The organism is Streptomyces cacaoi, from assembly GCF_006539165.1.
Classification (GTDB): Bacteria; Actinomycetota; Actinomycetes; order Streptomycetales; family Streptomycetaceae; genus Streptomyces; species Streptomyces cacaoi.
In genome coordinates, this window is sequence record NZ_BJMM01000018.1 from 1 (window position 1) to 19,048 (window position 19,048).

The window sequence follows — 19,048 nt, forward strand, 5'->3', positions numbered from 1 at the left end:
GGGGGGGGGGGGGAGCGGTGAGGGGGGCGGTGTGCTGCGGGGCCGAGCGGTGTGTGCGGCCGGGCGGTGCGGGGTGAGGGGAGTGCCGGCCGTCCGGCCGGCGCCGCAGACGGCCACGACGGGCCGACGAACGGAAAGGATCCACTGGGCGCATGAGCGGTACGGGTACGTCCGACACCACTTCCACCGCCTCCGCGGTGACCCGGGTGGTCATCGTCGACGACCAGGCCATGGTGCGCGCCGGGTTCGCGGCGCTGCTCGCGGCGCAGAGCGACATCGACGTCGTCGGTGAGGCACCCGACGGCGCGGAAGGCGTCGAGGTGTGCCGGAGCAGGCATCCCGATGTGGTGCTCATGGATGTCCGGATGCCTCGGCTCAACGGGCTGGAGGCGGCACAGCAGTTGCTGGAGCCGCCGCGCGGGGTCGTCCACCGTCCGAAGGTGCTCATGCTCACCACGTTCGACGTGGACGACTACGTCTACGAGGCGCTGCGCATCGGCGCCAGCGGCTTCCTGCTCAAGGACGCGCCGCCGGCCGATCTCATCGCGGCGGTGCGGGTCGTCGCGGAGGGCGAGGCGCTGCTGGCGCCGTCGGTGACGCGCCGGCTGATCGCGGAGTTCGCGCGCCGGCAGCGTCCCGTGCGGCGCGCCTCGCGTGCGTCCACGCACGCCGCACGGCTCAAGGGGCTGACCGAACGGGAGTCGGAGGTCCTGGAGTTGGTGGCCAGGGGCCAGTCCAACGGGGAGATCGCGGAGACGCTCGTGCTGGCGGAGCAGACCGTCAAGACACACGTCAGCAGGATCTTCGCCAAGCTCGATCTGCGGGACCGCGCACAGGCGGTGATCTTCGCCTATGAGTCCGGGCTGATCGCTCCGGGCGACCAGTAGCCGGCGACCAGTAGCCCCGGCGGGGGTCCGGCTCCTCCACCCCCTACCCCGGTAGCACCCCCGGTTTGGCTCCGTGGTGCGACGCGGTGGGCGCGAGCCGGACCGCACTCTCCTTCCGCCGCCCCGAACGGTGGGGCGGCGGAAGGAGGGGACATCCATGAGGCGTCGCTTGAGGCGCGCGCTGCTCGCCGCCGTGCTGGCCTGCGTCACGGTCGCCGGTACGGCCGGAGCCACGTTCGGTACCGAGCAGGACCCGGTCACCGGTCCGCCACCGGGGGCGGCGGACTGGCGCGCCGACCAGGTGCTGGGCCGGCCGCTCCCGGATCCGGCGACGGCCTCGCCCGGCCGCGTGGCCGCGTTCTTCGACGGGCTGACGGCGTCTCAGCGCGCGACCCTCACGCGCCGGCATCCGCTCACCGTCGGCAACCTCGACGGGGCGCCCACCGCGCTGCGGTACCGGGCCAACAGGCTGGCGCTGCGGGAGGAACGGGACGCGGCCCTGACCCGCTCCACCGCCGCCGGGCTGACCGCCCAGCAGCACCGGCTGGCCCGGAAACAGGCGGCGCGGTACACGGAACTCCTCGCTCCGCAGCGGCAGATCCTGGCCTTCGACCCGCGGGGGAGAGGCCAAGTCGCGGAGGTGTACGGCGACTTGGCGCGCGCCCGGCGCACGGCGGTGTTCGTGCCCGGCTCGGACATCGACCTCACCACCTTCGACGACGGCGGTGCCGACCGCTACGGCCGACCCGCGGCGATGGCCCGCTCCCTGCGGGCCCGGATGCACCGGCAGGCCCCGGACACCCGGACCGCGGTGATCGCATGGGTCGGCTACACGACACCGGTCGGTGTCGGGCCGGACGCGGCCACCGGACGGCTGGCGGAATCCGGAGCGCCCCGGCTGACGCGCTTCCTGCACGGTCTCGCCCGCACCGGCGCACCCGCGCCCGCGCTGCTGTGCCACAGCTACGGCTCCGTCGTGTGCGGCCTCGCGGCCGGGCAGCTCGACCTCCGGGACGCCTCCGGCCTCGTCTTCTTCGGCTCCCCCGGCGTGCACGCCGACTCCGTCTCGGCGCTGCGCACGCCGGTGCCCGTGTGGGCCGCGCGCGCCCCCGACGACTGGATCCGGCACGTACCCCATGTCCGGTTCCTCGGGCTGGGACACGGCGGGGACCCGGTCCGGCCCGGTTTCGGGGCGCGCGTGGTGACCGCCGCCGACGCCGACGGCCACTCCGGCTATCTGCGGCCCGGCACCGACTCCCTCGCCAACTTCGCCGCCATCGCGCTGCGCACATACGGCTCCGTCCACTGCCTCACCACCTCCCAGGAGTGCCGCGATGTCCACTGACGCCTTCACCCCGCCGGTCCGGCCCGGCACTTCGGGACCGACCGCGACCCGGGTGCCGACACCGACCGGCACGGACGCCCGGCCCCGCACGGCGAACGCCCTGTCCGGCCCGGTGGACGCCCCGCCCCGCACGGCGAGCGCACCGGCAGGAACACCGGCAGACGCAGTTCCGGCCACATCGGTGGGCACGGCTCCGGCCACGCCGACGGGCACGGCTCCGGCCACACCGACGGCCACACCGACGGGCACACCGGCGAACGCAGCTCCGGCCACACCGACGGGCATATCAGCGGGCGCACCGGCAGGAACGCCGGCCGGAACGCCCCCGGTCCGGTCCGCAGGTGTGGCGGTGGCGCCGGGGTCCGGCCGGGTCGCGCGGTTGCGGCGCACCGTGGCCCGGGCGGCGCACTCCGTCGAGGAGCGCACGCCCGCGCACCGGGACCGGGCTCTCGACGGGCTGCGGGCCCTGGCCCTGCTGTGTGTCCCGCTGGGCCACTGGATGCTCGGCGGATTCGTCCTCGACCCGTCCGGGGGACTGCACAACGCCAGCCCCCTGGGGACCTTCGGTTTCCTCGCGCCGGCCAGCTGGGTCCTCCAGATGCTGGGCATCTTCTTCCTGGTGGGCGGCTGTTCCTCGGTCCTCTCGTACCGGCGTGCGCTCGCCCGTGGTGGGACGACGGGAAGCTGGCTGCGCGGCCGGCTGGTCCGGCTGGGCCGCCCGGTGCTCGGGGTGACGGCGGTGTGGGCGGCGCTGCTGCCGGTCCTGGGCACGCTGGGGGTGCCGGACGAGACCCTGCGGACGGCGGCGGTCCTCGTCGTCCAGCCGCTGTGGTTCGTCGGGATCTACGCCGGGGTCACGGCGCTGACGCCGTACTGCGCACGGGCGGCCGACCGCTGGGGCGCGTGGACGGCGCTCCCGCTGCTGGCCGTCGTCGCCGTCGTCGATCTGCTGCGCTACGGGCCGTACGCCCAGGCCGTGCCCTCCTGGCTGGGGCTGGTCAATCTGCTGCCGGGCTGGCTGTTCGCCTACCAGCTGGGCGTGGCCTGGGGACGCGGGCGGCTGCCGCGCCGGGGCGGGGCGCTGCTGCTGGCAGGGGGTGCGGTGCTGTTCGCGGTGCTGCTGCTCGTCTTCCACTACCCGGCGTCGATGGTGGGTGTGCCGGGCCAGGAGCGGACGAACTCGCATCCGCCGTCGCTGCTGGTGCTCGCGCTGGCGGCGACGCAGTGCGGGGCGGCGGTCCTGCTGCACGGACGGATCGGGCGGCTGCTGCGGCGGCCGGGGCTGTGGGCGCCGGTGGTCGTCGTCAATCTGTCGGCCATGACGATCCTGTGCTGGCACCAGACGGCGATGCTGGCGGCCGCTGTGCCCGGTGGGCTGCTGGGCCCGATCGGCGGGCTGACGACCGCGCCGGAGACGGTGGGCTGGGTGCTGGCGCGGCTGGCCTGGCTGCCGGTGTTCGCGCTGGCGCTGCTCATGATCGGCCGTGCGGCACGGCGGTTCGAGGCGCCGTGGCAGGGGGTGTCGGCGGGGCGCAGAGCACTGGCCGGAGCGCTGGCGGCGGGCTTCGCCTGCTATGCCTTCGCGGTGATCTGAGCCTCGACGACGGCCCGGGCCGTCCCCATGGCCCGGGCCTTCGCGGTGGTCCGGGCCTCCTCGATGACCTGGGCTCGCGCGCCGACCTTGACGTTCGTGGTGATCCGGGCCGACCTGGATGTTCGTGGTGATCCGGGCCGACCGCCGAGGCCAGAGCACCGGCCACCGAGGGCGCACCGCCGACCGCTAGGGCCGAGGGGCGGCCCGGTCGGGCGCGGGCACCGCACGGGTGGCGTCGCTGCGGGCCGCATCGACGCGGACCGCATCGCCGTACATCTCGATCTTGTGGTCGAGCACGGCGAGGGTGTCGCGCAGCTCCGCGATCCGGTGCAGCACGTTCTCGCGGGTGTCCTCCAGCAGGGACTTGCGTTCCTCGATGGTGTGCCGGCCCTCCCGGACCAGCTCGGCGTAGCGGACCATGTCGGCCACGGGCATCCCGGTCAGCCGCAGCTTCGCCACGAGGTCGAGCCAGTCCAGGTCGCGGTTGCTGAACCGGCGCTGCCCGGTGTGGGACCGGTCGACGTGCGGCATGAGGCCGATGCGTTCGTACCAGCGCAGGGTGTGTGCGCTGAGACCGCTGAGCGCGGCCACCTCGCTGATGGTGTAGCGGTCCTCGCCGTCCGGCCGGGGATGCACCGGCTGCCGGGCCAGGCACCGGTCCGCGGCTCCCCCGGCGGCCGTCGCCGTCTCCGCCCTCGTTTCCGTCCTCGCCGCCGCCGTCGTCTTCGCCGTCTTCGCCGCCTTCGCCGGGGCGGGAGCCGGGGCCGTAGCCGTCGTCGCCGTGGTCGTCGCAGTCTCCGTCATCGTCTCCGTCACGGTCACAAGTGAACGCTACGGGCTTCGAGCGCACTCGAAGCAAGGGCGGAAACAGCGGTGGAAGCAGCGGGTTAGGCTCAGGGCCATGGACAGCCTGCGCATGATCGAGAACTGGCCGGTACCCACCGCGGCGGCGGCCGTCGTCCGCGCCGACGGCAAGGTGGCCGGGGCGCACGGGCCGACGGACCGGGAGTTCGAGCTGGCCTCCGTCACCAAGTTGCTGTCCGCGTACGCCGTTCTCGTAGCGCTGGAGGAGGGCGCCGTCGAGCTGGACGAGCCGGCCGGGCCGGAGGGCGCGACCGTCCGCCATCTCCTGGCGCACACTTCGGGGCTGGCCTTCGACGAGCAGCGCATCCAGGCCGCGCCCGGCACCCGCCGGATCTACTCCAACACCGGCTTCGAGACGCTGGCCGGCCATCTCGCCGAGGTCACCGGGATCCCGTTCCCCGCCTATCTCCAGGAGGCGGTGCTGGACCCGCTGGGCATGTCCGCGACGCGGCTGCCGGGCTCGGCCGCCAAGGACGCCTGCTCCACGGTGGACGATCTGGTGCGGTTCGCCGCGGAACTCCAGGCTCCGACCCTGGTGGACCGGACGACGCTCGACGCGGCCACGTCCGTCGTCTTCCCCGGCCTGAGCGGGGTGCTACCGGGCTACGGCAACCAGAAGCCGAACGACTGGGGTCTCGGTTTCGAGATCCGCGACGGGAAGTCCCCGCACTGGACGGGGGCGCAGTCCTCCCCGCGTACGTTCGGGCACTTCGGGCAGTCGGGCACCTTCCTGTGGGTCGATCCGGAGGCGGGCGCCGCCTGCGCCGCCCTCACCGACCGGGCCTTCGGCCCGTGGGCCGTCGAGGTGTGGCCCGGCTTCACGGACGCGGTACTGGCCGACCTCCGCGGCTGACCGACGCCGTCCAGCGGCGGACCCGCGTACCCGCCGGCCCGCGGACCCGCGACGGCCCGTACCTGCCGACGGCCACCCCGCGGCAGTCCGCCGAGGGATGCCTTACCGCACCCGCCGTACGCCGACAGCCCGATCGCTCGCCTCACCGCCGTACAGCGACAGCCCCGCCGCTGTCCCCTCGCCGTACGGCACCCTCCCTACGGCCACCGCCGTACGGCACCGTCCCTACCGCCCCCGCCGTACACCAACAGCCCTACGCAGCCTCGCGCCCGTACGGCCACAGCCCTACGCAGCCTCACCGCCGTACGGCAACTCCCCTACGCGCAGCGGGAGTTCAGCCGTAGGACGGCTCGCCGTGCATCTCCCACAGCAGCAGCTCCGCCGGTCCGTCCACGGCCCGCAGTTCGCGGCCCGCGGCATCGGGGATCCGCGCGGCGTCGCCCTCGTGCAGCGCGGGCGGCGCGTACGGCTCGCGCGGCTCGTGCCGGGCGTGCGGGGCTGCATCCGTGTCCTGCCCGCCACCGTCGAGCACGGCCGTGCCGCGCACCGTGTGGACGTAGCAGAACGCGCAGTCCGGCACCGCCGTCCGCTCCCCCTCGGCGAGGCGGCGCACGTGCAGGACGGCGCGGCTGCCCGGGAGCGCGTACGGGGTGCCGTCGGCGATGCCCCGGACGATGTCGTACTCCGGCTCGGCGCCGAACTCCTCGGGCACGAGCCACATCTGGACGAAGCGGAGGGGGCCGTCGCCGGCGTTGCTCTCGGAGTGCCGTACTCCGCTGCCCGCGGTGAGCCGCTGCACATCGCCGGGCCGTACGAGGGTGGAGTTCCCGGCGTCGTCGCGGTGCTCCAGTTCGCCCTCGACGACCCAGGTGACGATCTCCACGTCCCGGTGCCGGTGCGGGGCGAACCCGGCGCCGGGCGCCAGCCGTTCCTCGTTGCAGGCGATCAGCAGCCCGAAGCGCACGTTGTCCGGGTCGTAGAAGCCCGAGAAGGAGAAGGCGTGCCGGGTGTCGATCCCCGCCGCCTCGTCCCCGCCTCGGTACCGGTCGGCCGCCCTCCACACCTGCGTCATGCGCCCCACCGTAGCCCCGGCCGGCAAGGGCGTACGCGGGCATGCGTGCGCCCCCACGCCCGGGTACGTCCGCCGGATGAGGCACGCTTGGTGCGTGCCCGAACCGACAGATCCGCCCCAGCACCCGCATCTGGCAACACTGCGCCGGCTCGAACAGTCCTCCGGAAAGCTCGCCGCTGCCGCGATCGCGCGCATGGACGAGCAACTGCCCTGGTACCGCGCGATGCCACCGGAGAACCGCTCGTGGATCGGCCTCGTCGCCCAGGCGGGCATCGCCGCCTTCACGGAGTGGTTCCGGCACCCCGGTACCCCCCAGGCGATCAGCACCGACGTCTTCGGCACGGCACCGCGCGAGCTGACCCGGGCGATCACGCTGCGGCAGACCGTGGAGATGGTGCGCACCACCATCGAGGTCGTCGAGGCGGAGATCGACGAGGTCGCGGCCCCCGGCGACGAGGCCGTGCTGCGCGAGGCCCTGCTCGTGTACGCACGGGAGATCGCCTTCGCGACCGCGCAGGTGTACGCGCAGGCGGCCGAGGCGCGCGGCGCGTGGGACGCCCGGCTGGAGTCGCTCGTCGTCAACGCGGTGCTCTCCGGCGAGGCCGACGAGGGCGCCGTCTCCCGTGCCGCGGCGTTGGGCTGGAACTCGCCCGAGCACGTCGCCGTCGTCCTCGGCACGGCGCCGGACGGGGACAGCGAACTGACGGTCGAGGCCATCCGGCGCGCGTCCCGGCACGCCAAGCTCCAGGTGCTCACCGGGGTGCTGGGCCACCGGCTGGTGGTGATCGCGGGCGGCTCGGACGATCCGCTCAAGGCCGCGAAGTCGCTGATCGGCCCGTTCGCCGCGGGGCCCGTCGTGGCCGGGCCCGTGGTGGCCGACCTCCAGGCGGCGACCCGCTCCGCACAGGCCGCGACGGCCGGACTGAAGGCGTGCGCGGCCTGGCCGGACGCGCCCCGCCCGGTGCTGGCCGACGATCTGCTGCCGGAGCGCGCGATGGCCGGTGATCCGGTCGCGCGGGAACTGCTGGTGGAGGAGATCTACAGACCGCTGGAGGAGGCGGGCTCGGCGCTGCTGGAGACGCTCAGTGTGTATCTGGAGCAGGCCAGTAGCCTGGAGGGCGCCGCGCGGATGCTTTTCGTGCACCCCAACACCGTCCGCTACCGGCTGCGACGTGTGACAGACGTCACCGGCTGGTCGCCCTCGGATGTACGCTCCGCCTTCACGCTGCGCATCGCGCTGATCCTGGGGCGTCTCGCCGACTCCGGGAGCCAGCCGTAAGCTACCGCCCGTCCTTTGTCGAGGGTGCACAAAACCCCTCACCGTTCTTCGTCCCGGTCCCCACCGGCGGGGACCGCTGCCCACAGGAGAGAGTGAAAGAGTGCTCGTACTCGTCGCTCCCGGCCAAGGCTCCCAGAAGCCCGGCCTGCTGACCCCCTGGCTCGAACCTCCCGGTGCCGCCGACCGGCTCTCCGCCTGGTCGGACGCCATCGGCCTCGATCTGGTGCACTACGGCACCGAGGCCGACGCCGAGGAGATCCGTGACACCGCCGTGGCCCAGCCCCTGCTGGTCGCCGCGAGCCTGCTGTCGGCGTACGAACTGCTGGGTGAGCCCGGGCAGGACGGCCCGCCGCTCGGCGGTGTGGCCGCGGTCGCCGGTCACAGCGTGGGCGAGCTGGCCGCCGCCGCGCTCGCCGGGGTACTGACCCCGCTGGAGGCCATGCGGATCGTGCACGCCCGCGGCCAGGCCATGGCCGAGGCGGCCGGCGCCACCGAGACGGGCATGTCCGCCGTGCTGGGCGGGGAGCAGGAGACGGTCACCGCGCACCTGGCCGAGCTGGGCCTGACCCCGGCCAATATGAACGGCGCCGGGCAGATCGTGGCCGCCGGCACCCGTGAGCAGCTCGCCGCGCTGTCCGAGAACCGCCCCGAGAAGGCCCGGGTCGTCGCGCTGAAGGTGGCGGGCGCCTTCCACACCGAACACATGTCCCCGGCGGTGCCCGCCATGGAGGCAGCCGTCTCCGGTGTCGAGCCGGGCGACCCGGTGGTGCCGTACATCTCCAACCTCGACGGGCAGGCCGTCGACTCCGGCAAGGAGATCGTGCGCCGCCTCGTCCACCAGATCTCCGCGCCGGTCCGCTGGGACCTGTGCATGGGCACGTTCGAGGAGCGCGGCGTCACCGCCCTCGTCGAGCTGTGCCCGGGTGGCACCCTGGCCGGCCTGGCCAAGCGCGCCCTGCCGACGGTCGAGAGGCTGGCGCTGAAGTCGCCGGAGGATCTCGCAGCCGCGCGGGACCTCGTCGCCGACCACACCTCCGCCTGACCTCCAAGGAGCCCGAGAAGCATGACCGCGAAGATCAAGCCCGCCCAGGGCTCTCCGTACGCGCGCATTCTCGGCGTCGGCGGCTACCGTCCGACCCGTGTCGTACCGAACGAGGAGATCCTCAAGCACATCGACTCCTCCGATGAATGGATCCGCTCCCGCTCGGGCATCGCGACCCGGCACTGGGCCGGCCCGGAGGAGACCCTCGCCGAGATGACGCTGGAGGCCGCGGGCAAGGCCGTCGCGGACGCCGGCATCACCGCCGACCAGGTCGGTGCGGTCGTCATCTCGACCGTCTCGCACTTCATGCAGACCCCGGCGCTGGCCACCGAGGTCGCCGACCGGATGGGCGCGGGCAAGGCCGCGGCGTTCGACATCAACGCCGGCTGTGCGGGCTTCGGTTACGGCCTGACCCTCGCCAAGGGCATGATCGTCGAGGGCAGCGCCGAGTACGTGCTCGTGGTCGGCGCCGAGCGGCTCTCGGACCTCACGGACCTCACGGACCGCTCCACCGCCTTCCTGTTCGGGGACGGCGCGGGCGCCGTGATCGTCGGCCCGTCCGACGAGCCCGCCATCGGCCCCTCCATCTGGGGCTCGGAGGGCGACAAGCGGGACGTCATCGCCCAGACCGTCCCCTGGGACGGCTTTCGCGTCGGCGACGTCTCCCAGCTGCCCCTCGACGAGGACGGCGCGCTGAAGTTCCCGGCCCTGCGCCAGGAGGGCCAGACGGTCTTCCGCTGGGCCGTCTTCGAGATGGCGAAGGTCGCCCAGCAGGCCCTCGACGCGGCGGGCATAGCCCCCGAGGATCTCGACGTCTTCATCCCGCACCAGGCCAACGTGCGGATCATCGACTCGATGGTGAAGACCCTCAAGCTGCCGGAGCACGTCACGGTCGCCCGGGACGTGGAGACCACCGGCAACACCTCCGCCGCCTCCATTCCGCTGGCGATGGAGCGGCTGTTGGCCACCGGGAAGGCGAAGAGCGGCGACACCGCCCTCGTCATCGGGTTCGGGGCGGGTCTCGTCTACGCAGCGACGGTCGTTACCCTCCCCTAGTCAAGATCCCCGCAGCCCCCGCGAAGACGCCGGGCGCTGCGATTCACCGCAATACGAAGGAGCGCCGCCATGGCCGTCACGCAGGAAGAGATCGTCGCCGGTCTCGGTGAGATCGTGAACGAGATCGCCGGTATCCCCGCCGAGGACGTCGAGCTGGACAAGTCCTTCACGGACGACCTGGACGTGGACTCGCTGTCCATGGTCGAGGTCGTCGTGGCCGCTGAGGAGCGGTTCGGAGTGAAGATTCCGGACGACGACGTCAAGAACCTCAAGACCGTCCGGGATGCGGCCGACTACATCCTCAAGCACCAGAGCTGAGGAAACCGTTGACGCGTTTGTCGCCACCTGGCCCAGGTGGCTCAAACGACACCCTCTACCAGTGGAGAGAATTCCAGTGAACGCGACCCAACATTCCGTGGTCGTCACCGGTATCGGCGCAACCACACCGCTGGGTGGCGACAGCGCATCGACCTGGGAAGGTCTCGTCGCCGGGCGCTCCGGCGTCCGGCCCCTCGACGAGGAGTGGGCGGCGGAACTCCCCGTCCGTATCGCCGCCCGCGCTGCAGCCGACCCGGCCGGGATCCTGCCCCGCCCGCAGGCCAGGAGGCTGGACCGCTCGGCGCAGTTCGCGCTGCTCGCGGCCCGCGAGGCCTGGGCGGACGCGGGGTACACGGCCCGGGCCGGCGAGGACTCCACCGTCGACCCGGACCGGCTCGGCGCGGTCGTCGCCTCCGGCATCGGTGGTGTGACGACTCTGCTGGAGCAGCACGACGTGCTGCGCGAGAAGGGCGTACGCCGCGTCTCGCCGCACACCGTGCCGATGCTGATGCCCAACGGGCCGTCGGCCAACGTCGGCCTGGAGGTCAATGCCCGGGCCGGCGTGCACACCCCGGTCAGCGCCTGCGCCTCCGGTTCGGAGGCCGTGGGCTACGCGATCGAGATGATCCGTACCGGCCGGGCCGACGTCGTCATCGCCGGCGGCACCGAGGCGGCCATCCACCCGCTGCCGATCGCCGCCTTCGCCAACATGATGGCGATGTCCAAGAACAACGAGGACCCGCAGGGCGCCTCCCGCCCCTTCGACGTGGACCGCAACGGCTTCGTGCTCGGCGAGGGCGCCGGTGTGATCGTCCTGGAGTCGGCCGAGCACGCGCGCGAGCGCGGTGCCCGCGTCTACGCGGAGGCGGTCGGCCAGGGCATCTCGGCCGACAGCCACGACATCGTGCAGCCCGAGCCCTCCGGCAACGGCATCGCCCACGCCCTCCAGAACCTGGTGGCCAACACCGGTCTGGACCCGGCCGAGGTGATGCACATCAACGCGCACGCCACCTCGACCCCGCAGGGCGACCTGGCCGAGCTGAAGGCGCTGCGCAAGGTCTTCGGTGACGACGTGGACCACATGGCGCTCTCCGCCACCAAGTCCATGACCGGTCACCTGCTGGGCGGCGCGGGCGGTGTCGAGACGGTGGCCACGCTGCTGGCGCTGCACCACCGGGTGGCCCCGCCGACGATCAACATCGAGACCCTCGACCCGGAGGCGGACGTCGATGTCGTGCGGGACACCGCGCGCCCGCTCCCGGCCGAGGGCCGGATCGCCGCGCTGAACAACTCGTTCGGCTTCGGCGGCCACAACGTGGTGCTGGCGTTCCGTACGCCCTGAGCGTCCACACGGAACACGGGTGAGGGGCGGCCTCGGCTGAGGCCGCCCCTCATGCTGTGCCCGGCCCCTCGCCGTTCCCGCTGAGCGGTCCTGTCCACCCGGTTCCGGAAGTCCGCAGTCCCTATGCGCAGCCGCGGGCGTCCCCCGAGCCGTAGTCGGAGCCGGCGAAGCTCGCGAACCAGGACGCCACCGCGTCGTCCGCGCCGTGGCCCTGTTCCTCGGCCCGGCGCAGCCGTGCGGCGACGGCGGGCATCGCGTCGAGCCGTACACCCGCGCCCTCGGCGGCCCGGGAGATCAGCTCGGCGTCCTTGCGTGCCCCGGCGAGCGGGAAGGCGGGCGTGTAGTCGCCGGCGAGCACCTGGCCCGCCTTGTTGCGCAGATAGGCCATGTCGAGCGGGCCGCCGGCGACGGCGCCGAGGAAGTCGCGCGGGTCGACGCCGAGCCCCTCGGCCAGTGCGAGCGTCTCGGCCGTCCCGTTGATGACGGTGAGCACCCAGTGGTTGGCCACCAGCTTGAACCGGCTCGCTGCGCCCGGCCGCCCGCCGAGGACGAGGGTCTTGGCGCCGATGGTGTCGAGGACCGGCCCGGCCTGCCGCACTGCCTGCGGGTCGCCGGCCACCAGCACGGTCAGCGCGCCGTTCTCGGCGGGTTCGCGGGTTCCGAGCACGGGGGCGTCGAGGAGGCGGAGCCCGTGCTCCCGGGCGAACTCCTCCAGCGGCGGGACGCCTTCGGGGCCGACGGTGCCGGCCTGTACCCAGACCGCGGACGCGGCCAGTCCGGGGACCGCAGCGCGCATGGTCTCCAGCACGGCGGTGGCGTCGAAGAGCGCGGTGAGGACGAGGTCCGCGCCGCGGACCGCATCCGCCGGTTCGGCGGTGACGGTGATGCCGTCGGCCGCGAGCGGCTCGGCCTTCGCACGGGTGCGGTTCCAGGCACGGACGTCGAAGCCGGCCCGGGAGAGGTTGCGGGCCATCGCCGCGCCCATGATGCCGGTGCCGAGCACGGCGACGGAGGTGGTGTCAGACATGCGGGAACGGTAGGACGTGCCGCGGCGGCGGGGCGGGGCGGCACGCTGCTGCGCCGGTCAGACCACCTGGTGCAGCCAGCGCACCGGAGCGCCCTCGCCCGCGTACCGGAACGGTTCGAGTTCGTCGTCCCAGGGCTTGCCGAGCAGCTTGGCGATCTCCTCCGCCAGATCGCTCTCGCCGCGTCCCGCCCGTGCGACGGCCGCGCGGAGCCGTTCCTCGGGGATGAGGATGTCGCCGTGCATGCCGGTGACGGCGTGGAAGATGCCGAGGTCGGGGGTGGAGCTGTAGCGCTCGCCCTCGGCGGTGGCGCAGGGTTCGGCGGTCACCTCGAAGCGGAGCAGATGCCAACCGCGCAGCGCCGAGGCGAGCTTGGAGGCGGTGCCGGGGTCGCCCTGCCAGGAGAACTCGGCCCGCCAGGTGCCGGGCGAGGCGGGCTGTCTGATCCAGTCGAGATGGACGCGGGCGCCCAGCACTCCGGCCACCGCCCACTCGACGTGCGGGCACAGCGCGCGGGGCGCCGAGTGGACGTACAGAACTCCACGTGTCGTCGTCACCGGGACCTCCAGTGCGGTTCGAGGGCCGCTGCCGGGCGACCTCGATCACCTATCGGTCATGCGCCGGTTCAGCGCCTGACATATTGCACCACCGGTCACTTCTCTACCAGCTCCCGAGGTTACGAATAGTAAACACCACCGCGCCCAATTCTCCCCGAAAGGGACAGGTTGTGACGCGAGGTAATATTTACCAGTCGCCGTGCGCCCCGTAGTACCGAGGGCGGGCCCTCAAACTACCGCGCAGCGGAAAACCGCGGGTGACGTACCGTCGGTTCGAGACCAGCAGCAGAGGGGGCCGGATGACGGACAGCAGCGGTACGGACAACCGGAAACCGGAACACTCCGGAACATCCCGTCGCACAGGCCCCGCTCTCCCCTCACGCGCCGTCACTCTCTGCGTGTTCGCGGCCGTCCTCGTGGCCGGACTGGTGCTCGCCGTCGCCTGCGGCGGCTCACCCGGCGGAGGCAAGGGCGACGGCGGACAGCGCGCCGACTCCTCGTCACGCCCCCACCCGGCGAAGCCGCAGCGGATCTGGAACCGGCATCCCGGCTCCGTCGCCGCCGTCGGCGACTCCATCACCCGGGGATTCGACGCCTGTTCGCTGCTGTCCGACTGCACGAAGGTCTCGTGGGCGACGGGTACGGACGCCACCGTCGAGTCGCTGGCCGCACGGCTGGCGGACGGCCCGGCCGGCGGCGACGCGAAGGACAGCAAGGACGGGAAGGGCGAGAAGAACGGCGGGGACGGGAAGGACGGCGAGGGGGACGGGGGCGACGGCAACTTCGCGACGAGCGGGGCCGTCATGGCGGATCTTCCCGCACAGATGCGCAAGGCTGCCCGCTCGGCACCGGACCTGGTCACCGTCATGATCGGCGCCAATGACGCCTGCCGGCCCAGCGTCCAGCAGATGACCTCCGTCGAGGAGTTCCGCGCGGGCTTCCAGGAGGCGATGCGGACGCTGCGCGCGGCACAGCCCCGCACCCAGGTCTATGTCTCCAGCGTGCCGGACCTCAAGCGGCTGTGGGAGCAGGGCCGGGACAACCCGATAGGGCGACGGGTGTGGGGCCTGGGGATCTGCCAGTCGATGCTCAAGGACCCGCAGGCCGTGGACGGGGCGGCGCAGCAGCGCCGGCAGCAGGTCCAGGACCGGGTGGTGGCCTACAACTCCGTGCTGAAGCAGGAGTGCGCGAAGGATCTGCGCTGCCGGTACGACAACGGCGCGGTCTTCCGGTACCGGTTCACGGAGGACGAGTTGAGCCGGTGGGACTGGTTCCATCCGAACAAGGCCGGGCAGCGGAGCCTGGCGGAGCTGGCGTACCGTCAGATCGTGGCGAAGCGGCCGGAAGGGTAGGCCCTCGGCGCGGGGCAGGTGCCCTCGGCGGGCGGCCGCGGTACGGAGGGAGAACCAGAAGTCGTGATCCACACGCCGCATCCGCACACACCGCAGCAGAGGGCGCCGAGCGGCGCACGGGCCGTCGTCGTGGACGCCCCGGGACGGCACCGGATCGTGAGCGGGCCGCGGCCGGAGCCCGGCCCGGAAGAGGTACGGGTCGCCGTGCATGCCGCGGGGATCTGCGGCAGCGACCATGAGCTGTACGAGGGCACCCGGCCGCGCAGCCATGTGCGTTATCCGGTCACGCCCGGGCACGAGTGGTCGGGGACGGTCGATGCCGTCGGGGAGGGCGTCGATGCGCGGCTGGTCGGGCGCCGGGTCGTCGCGGAGGGCTTCCGGGCCTGTCTGCGGTGTGTGCGCTGCCGCGAGGGGGCGACCACCCTGTGTCTGCGCGGCTACGACGAGACGGGCTTCACCCAGCCCGGCGCCTTCGCCGACGTCCTCGTGCTGCCCGCGCGGCTGCTGCACCCGCTGCCGGACGGGGCCGACCTGACGGCCGCCGCGCTGCTGGAGCCGGCGGCCGTCGCCGCGGCGGCGGTGCTGGCGGCGGGGGTGAGGCCGGGTGACCGGGTCGCCGTGGTGGGCGCCGGCACGCTGGGCGTGCTGGCGGTGCAGTTGCTGGCGGCCTTCTCGCCGGGCGAGCTGCTGGCCGTCGATCCCCGCCGGACGCGGGGCGAGCTGGCGTTGGACGCGGGCGCGAGCCGGGCCCGTACGCCCGACGAAGTGGCGCGAGAGCGGGGCGCGTTCGATGCGGTGCTGGAGACGGCGGGGGCGCCGGGGACGGCCGGGGACGCCTGCCGGCTGGCCCGGCCGGGGGGCTGTGTGGTGCTCGCCGGGGCGTTGGGTGACGGGGCCGAGGGCCTCGACCCGCTGCGGCTCGTGCTCGGTCAGCTGACGGTGCGGTCCGTCTTCGGTGCGCCCTCGGCGGCCTGGTCGTATGCCGTACGGGCGTTCACCGAGGGGCAGTTGGCGCCGCGTGCGCTCGTCACGCAAGAGTATCCGCTCGACCGGTTCGGCGAGGCCCTGGAGCGGGTGCGGGACGACCCCGCGGCCGGGAAGGTGCTGCTGCGGCCGTGACGGGCCGGCGCCGGGGGTACGGTGCCGGGCCTCCGGGGCGCCCGCGGACGCCCCGGAGGTGCGGGCGGTCACACCACGTGCAGCGTGACCTCGATGTTCCCGCGGGTGGCGTTCGAGTACGGGCAGACCTGGTGGGCCTTCTCCAGCAGGTCCTTCGCGGTGGCCTCGTCCACGGAGGGGATGTGCCCCTTCAGTGCGACGGTCAGGCCGAAGCCGCCCTCGGGGGTCTTGCCGATGCCGACCTCGGCGGTGACGGTCGAGCCGGAGATGTCCGCGCCCTCCTTGCGGGCCACGACGCCCAGGGCGCCCTGGAAGCAGGCGCTGTAACCGGCGGCGAAGAGCTGCTCGGGGTTGGTGCCCGCTCCGTTGCCGCCCTGCTCCTTGGGCGGGTTGACGACGACGTCGAGCTTGCCGTCGTTGGTGGCCACGCGGCCGTCGCGGCCGTTCTCCGCCGTGGCGACGGCCGTGTAGACGACGTCGATGGGCTGGATTGCCATGTGTTGTCCTCCTGTTGGTGGAGCGACCGGGGAACTCGCGCCCCTGTTCCGCCGGTGCGACGACCAGCGTAGGCGGTGCCGGTCGCGGCGCCGACGGGTGATCGTCGCCAGGGTTCCGGTTCGTCCGGGGAAGGGCGCTATCTCCCCGGTGCCCGGCGGCCGGATGTGTGCGGGCCGCGGCGCGGGCCGCAGGGCGCGAACCGGCCGCCGGGCGGGGCGGGTTCGACGGGCTCAGTCGCCGACGCGGACGATCATCTTGCCGGTGTTCTCGCCCTTGAGCATGCCGAGGAAGGCGTCCACCGCGTTGTCGATGCCCTCGACGACCGTCTCGTCGTACTTCAGCTCGCCCGAGCGCACCCAGGCGGAGACCTCCTCCACGAAGCGCGGCTGGAGGTGCCGGTGGTCCTGCACCAGCATGCCCTGGAGGCGCAGCCGCTTGCCGATGAGCAGGGCGAGGTTGCGCGGGGCCGGGCTGGGCTTCTCGGCGTTGTACTGCGAGATCATTCCGCAGATCGTGGCGCGGCCGTGCACGTTGAAGGAGCGGATGGCCGCCTCCAGGTGCTCCCCGCCGACGTTGTCGAAGTAGACGTCGATGCCGTCCGGCGCGGCCTCGCGCAGCTGCTCGGCCACCGGGCCGTCCTTGTAGTTGAACGCCGCGTCGAAGCCGTACTCCTCGGTGAGCAGGCGGACCTTCTCGGCCGAACCGGCGCTGCCGATCACCCGGGAGGCGCCCTTGAGCCGGGCCATCTGGCCGACCTGGCTGCCGACCGCGCCGGCCGCGCCGGAGACGAAGACCGCGTCGCCCTCCTGGAAGGACGCCACCTCGAACAGGCCCGCGTAGGCCGTCAGGCCCGTCATGCCGAGCACGCCGAGGTAGGCGCTGAGCGGGGCGGCGTCGGCCGAGACCTTGGTGGCGTGCCGGGCGTCGAGCGTGGCGTACTCGCGCCAGCCGAGGCCGTGCAGCACATGATCGCCGGGCGCGAAGCCCTCGGCCTCGGAGGCGACGACCTCGCCGACGGCGCCGCCGTCCATCGGCTCGTCCAGCTGGAAGGGCGGCACGTAGCTCTTCACGTCGTCCATCCGGCCGCGCATGTACGGGTCGACCGACATGAGGAGGTTGCGGACCAGGATGCGGCCGCTGGTGGGCGCCTCGACGGGCTGCTCGCGGAGGGCGAAGTCGGACGGGGTGGGCCAGCCCTGCGGGCGGGCCGTCAGATGCCAGGCGCGGGCGGTGGAAGGCGTGGCGTGCGCGGATCCGGGGGACCCGGACGGTGTCGCGGAAGACGTCATGGTGGGGGAAGCCTCCAGAAGTTTCAGGTTCTGAAAAGACCCTGCACCTGGATATTTCATGTTGTCAAGCATTCGGCTATCCTGGCGTCATGGCAGCTAAGACCCGCACCCCACCGGATCCGCTCACCGTCGAGGTCGTGGAGCTGTTCGGCACGGTGGTCGCGCGCTATCACGAGGAGTACGAACTGGCCGCCGCCGAGCACGCGTTGACGGGTGCGCAGGCGCGGGTGCTGACGCTGCTGGCACAGGAGCCGGCCCCCATGCGCCAGGTGGCGCGCCGGCTGAAGTGCGAGCCGTCGAACATCACCGGCATAGTCGACCGGCTGGAGACCCGGGGTCTGGTCGAGCGGCGGGCGGATCCCGCCGACCGCCGGGTCAAGGTCGCGGCGGCGACCGACGAGGGGCGGGACACCGCAGCCCGGCTGCGCGGCGGCCTGGACTTCGCGGGCGAGCCGCTGGCCGAGCTGACGCCGCTGGAGCGCACCCTGCTGCGGGATCTGCTGCGCCGGATGCTGGGCGGCGGCGAGGGGGAGCCCACCGGCGGCGCGGAAGCCGGGCCGGCCGGGTCCACCGGATCCGCCGGGGTGGGCGACGGAGGGGGTGCCTGAGCCCCCCGGGGCCGGGCCGCTGACATGTGGCGCGCGGGGTCCGCTGCCATACTGAGGGCGTCCGGCGCGCGCGGCCGTGCGGCCCTCCGCCTCCACGGACGGGCAGGCCACCGCGCTCCCCCGAGGCCCTCGCGGCAGAACCGGAGAAGGCCCGTGCTGACGACCGACTACGTACCCGGAACGCCCAACTGGCTGGACCTGGGCGCCCCGGACATCGATGCCGCAGTCGACTTCTACACCGGTGTCTTCGGCTGGACGTTCCAGTCGGCCGGTCCGGAGGCCGGCGGCTACGGCTTCTTCCAGCTGGACGGGCGGGACGTGGCGGCGGCCGGCCCGCTGATGGACGAGGGCGCCGAGCCGTCCTGGACGCTCTACTTCCACACCGACGACGCGGACGCCACGGCGGAGGACGTCGAGCGCAACGGCGGCACGCTGCGGGCCGGCCCGATGGACGTCTTCTCCGCCGGGCGGCTGGCCCAGTTCACCGATCCGACGGGCGCCGACTTCGCGGTCTGGCAGCCCGGCGACGTGGCGGGCCTCGATGTGGTGATGGACGAGCACACGCTGTGCTGGGCCGAGCTGTACACCACGGACGCCGAGCGGGCGAAGGAGTTCTACTCCGCCGTCCTGTCGTGGAGCTACGAGTCCATGAGCGCCGGGGAGATGACGTACCACGTGGCCTCGGCGCCGGGCGGCGGCACGGAGGAGGACTCCAGCCACGGCGGGATCATGCAGCTCCCCCGGGAGAACCTGGCGGCGGGCTCGTCCTCCGAGTGGCACCCGTACTTCGCGGTGACCGACTGCGACGCGGTGCACGACACCGCGACCCGGCGCGGCGCCCGGTCGCTGATGCCGCCGACCGATGTCCCCGCGGTGGGCCGGCTGGCGATGCTGAACGACCCCTTCGGGGCGACGTTCGCGCTGATCAAGGGCGATCCGACGCGGTAG

At 73.3% G+C, this 19,048-nt stretch carries 19 protein-coding genes; 13 read left to right on the forward strand and 6 right to left on the reverse strand.

The genetic code is table 11. The features are described 5' to 3' along the window. The first annotated feature begins 152 nt into the window (after positions 1–152). The 3 genes from SCA03_RS17725 (at position 153) to SCA03_RS17735 (ending at position 3,826) form a co-directional block, all read left to right on the forward strand. Positions 153–887 carry a response regulator gene (locus SCA03_RS17725; RefSeq protein ID WP_051846706.1) on the forward strand — a complete coding sequence of 245 codons (735 nt, stop codon included), beginning with the start codon at positions 153–155 and terminating at the stop codon, positions 885–887. Positions 888–1,044: 157 nt separating this feature from the next. Then, positions 1,045–2,232: an alpha/beta hydrolase gene (locus SCA03_RS17730; protein WP_086816723.1), complete on the forward strand. Its 1,188-nt coding sequence runs from the start codon at positions 1,045–1,047 to the stop codon at positions 2,230–2,232. A 379-nt stretch (positions 2,233–2,611) separates the two neighbouring features. Further along, positions 2,612–3,826, forward strand: a complete 1,215-nt coding sequence (locus SCA03_RS17735) for an acyltransferase family protein (RefSeq protein ID WP_030882631.1) — start codon at positions 2,612–2,614, stop codon at positions 3,824–3,826. A 186-nt stretch (positions 3,827–4,012) separates the two neighbouring features. Here the strand turns inward: SCA03_RS17735 and SCA03_RS17740 are convergent, their stop codons facing one another. Then, a complete protein-coding gene (locus SCA03_RS17740) occupies positions 4,013–4,630 on the reverse strand; it encodes a MerR family transcriptional regulator (RefSeq protein ID WP_078875129.1) in 618 nt (205 codons plus the stop codon). A 97-nt stretch (positions 4,631–4,727) separates the two neighbouring features. Here SCA03_RS17740 and SCA03_RS17750 point away from each other — a divergent pair, with 97 nt between their 5' ends. Next, positions 4,728–5,543 carry a serine hydrolase domain-containing protein gene (locus tag SCA03_RS17750; RefSeq protein ID WP_086816721.1) on the forward strand — a complete coding sequence of 272 codons (816 nt, stop codon included), beginning with the start codon at positions 4,728–4,730 and terminating at the stop codon, positions 5,541–5,543. A gap of 334 nt (positions 5,544–5,877) precedes the next feature. Here SCA03_RS17750 and SCA03_RS17755 read toward each other — a convergent pair whose 3' ends face one another. Beyond that, positions 5,878–6,615 carry a pirin family protein gene (locus tag SCA03_RS17755; RefSeq protein WP_170297876.1) on the reverse strand — a complete coding sequence of 246 codons (738 nt, stop codon included), beginning with the start codon at positions 6,613–6,615 and terminating at the stop codon, positions 5,878–5,880. A gap of 76 nt (positions 6,616–6,691) precedes the next feature. On the opposite strand from SCA03_RS17755, the gene SCA03_RS17760 reads away from it, so the two are divergent. The 5 genes from SCA03_RS17760 to SCA03_RS17780 all read left to right on the forward strand — a co-directional run bounded on the left by SCA03_RS17760 (position 6,692) and on the right by SCA03_RS17780 (position 11,652). Beyond that, a complete protein-coding gene (locus tag SCA03_RS17760; RefSeq protein WP_158102328.1) occupies positions 6,692–7,894 on the forward strand; it encodes a PucR family transcriptional regulator in 1,203 nt (400 codons plus the stop codon). Positions 7,895–7,994: 100 nt separating this feature from the next. Beyond that, positions 7,995–8,936 carry an ACP S-malonyltransferase gene (locus SCA03_RS17765; RefSeq protein ID WP_086816717.1) on the forward strand — a complete coding sequence of 314 codons (942 nt, stop codon included), beginning with the start codon at positions 7,995–7,997 and terminating at the stop codon, positions 8,934–8,936. A gap of 21 nt (positions 8,937–8,957) precedes the next feature. Continuing rightward, complete coding sequence (locus SCA03_RS17770; protein ID WP_030882646.1) at positions 8,958–9,992, forward strand: ketoacyl-ACP synthase III; 1,035 nt, start codon at positions 8,958–8,960, stop codon at positions 9,990–9,992. 69 nt (positions 9,993–10,061) lie between these two features. Next, on the forward strand, positions 10,062–10,310 hold the full coding sequence (locus SCA03_RS17775; protein WP_030882649.1) for an acyl carrier protein: 249 nt from the start codon (positions 10,062–10,064) through the stop codon (positions 10,308–10,310). 76 nt (positions 10,311–10,386) lie between these two features. Beyond that, on the forward strand, positions 10,387–11,652 hold the full coding sequence (locus tag SCA03_RS17780) for a beta-ketoacyl-[acyl-carrier-protein] synthase family protein (RefSeq protein WP_030882651.1): 1,266 nt from the start codon (positions 10,387–10,389) through the stop codon (positions 11,650–11,652). Between the two features lie 121 nt (positions 11,653–11,773). On the opposite strand, the gene SCA03_RS17785 is transcribed toward SCA03_RS17780, so the two are convergent. After that, on the reverse strand, positions 11,774–12,679 hold the full coding sequence (locus SCA03_RS17785) for an NAD(P)-dependent oxidoreductase (protein WP_086816715.1): 906 nt from the start codon (positions 12,677–12,679) through the stop codon (positions 11,774–11,776). Between the two features lie 57 nt (positions 12,680–12,736). After that, positions 12,737–13,234, reverse strand: coding sequence for a DUF3145 domain-containing protein (locus SCA03_RS17790; protein ID WP_030882656.1), 498 nt, complete (start codon positions 13,232–13,234; stop codon positions 12,737–12,739). 299 nt (positions 13,235–13,533) lie between these two features. On the opposite strand from SCA03_RS17790, the gene SCA03_RS17795 reads away from it, so the two are divergent. Both SCA03_RS17795 and SCA03_RS17800 read left to right on the forward strand, forming a co-directional pair. After that, complete coding sequence (locus SCA03_RS17795; RefSeq protein ID WP_086816713.1) at positions 13,534–14,586, forward strand: GDSL-type esterase/lipase family protein; 1,053 nt, start codon at positions 13,534–13,536, stop codon at positions 14,584–14,586. Between the two features lie 63 nt (positions 14,587–14,649). Next, a complete protein-coding gene (locus SCA03_RS17800) occupies positions 14,650–15,705 on the forward strand; it encodes a zinc-dependent alcohol dehydrogenase (protein ID WP_230988786.1) in 1,056 nt (351 codons plus the stop codon). Positions 15,706–15,773: 68 nt separating this feature from the next. Here the strand turns inward: SCA03_RS17800 and SCA03_RS17805 are convergent, their stop codons facing one another. Further along, positions 15,774–16,202 (reverse strand): organic hydroperoxide resistance protein, encoded by a 429-nt coding sequence (locus SCA03_RS17805; RefSeq protein ID WP_030882666.1) that lies wholly within the window; start codon positions 16,200–16,202, stop codon positions 15,774–15,776. A 231-nt stretch (positions 16,203–16,433) separates the two neighbouring features. Continuing rightward, on the reverse strand, positions 16,434–17,492 hold the full coding sequence (locus SCA03_RS17810; protein WP_086816712.1) for an NADP-dependent oxidoreductase: 1,059 nt from the start codon (positions 17,490–17,492) through the stop codon (positions 16,434–16,436). Positions 17,493–17,581: 89 nt separating this feature from the next. On the opposite strand from SCA03_RS17810, the gene SCA03_RS17815 reads away from it, so the two are divergent. Both SCA03_RS17815 and SCA03_RS17820 read left to right on the forward strand, forming a co-directional pair. Beyond that, complete coding sequence (locus tag SCA03_RS17815) at positions 17,582–18,100, forward strand: MarR family winged helix-turn-helix transcriptional regulator (RefSeq protein ID WP_086816710.1); 519 nt, start codon at positions 17,582–17,584, stop codon at positions 18,098–18,100. A gap of 153 nt (positions 18,101–18,253) precedes the next feature. Continuing rightward, on the forward strand, positions 18,254–19,048 hold the full coding sequence (locus tag SCA03_RS17820) for a VOC family protein (protein WP_030882676.1): 795 nt from the start codon (positions 18,254–18,256) through the stop codon (positions 19,046–19,048).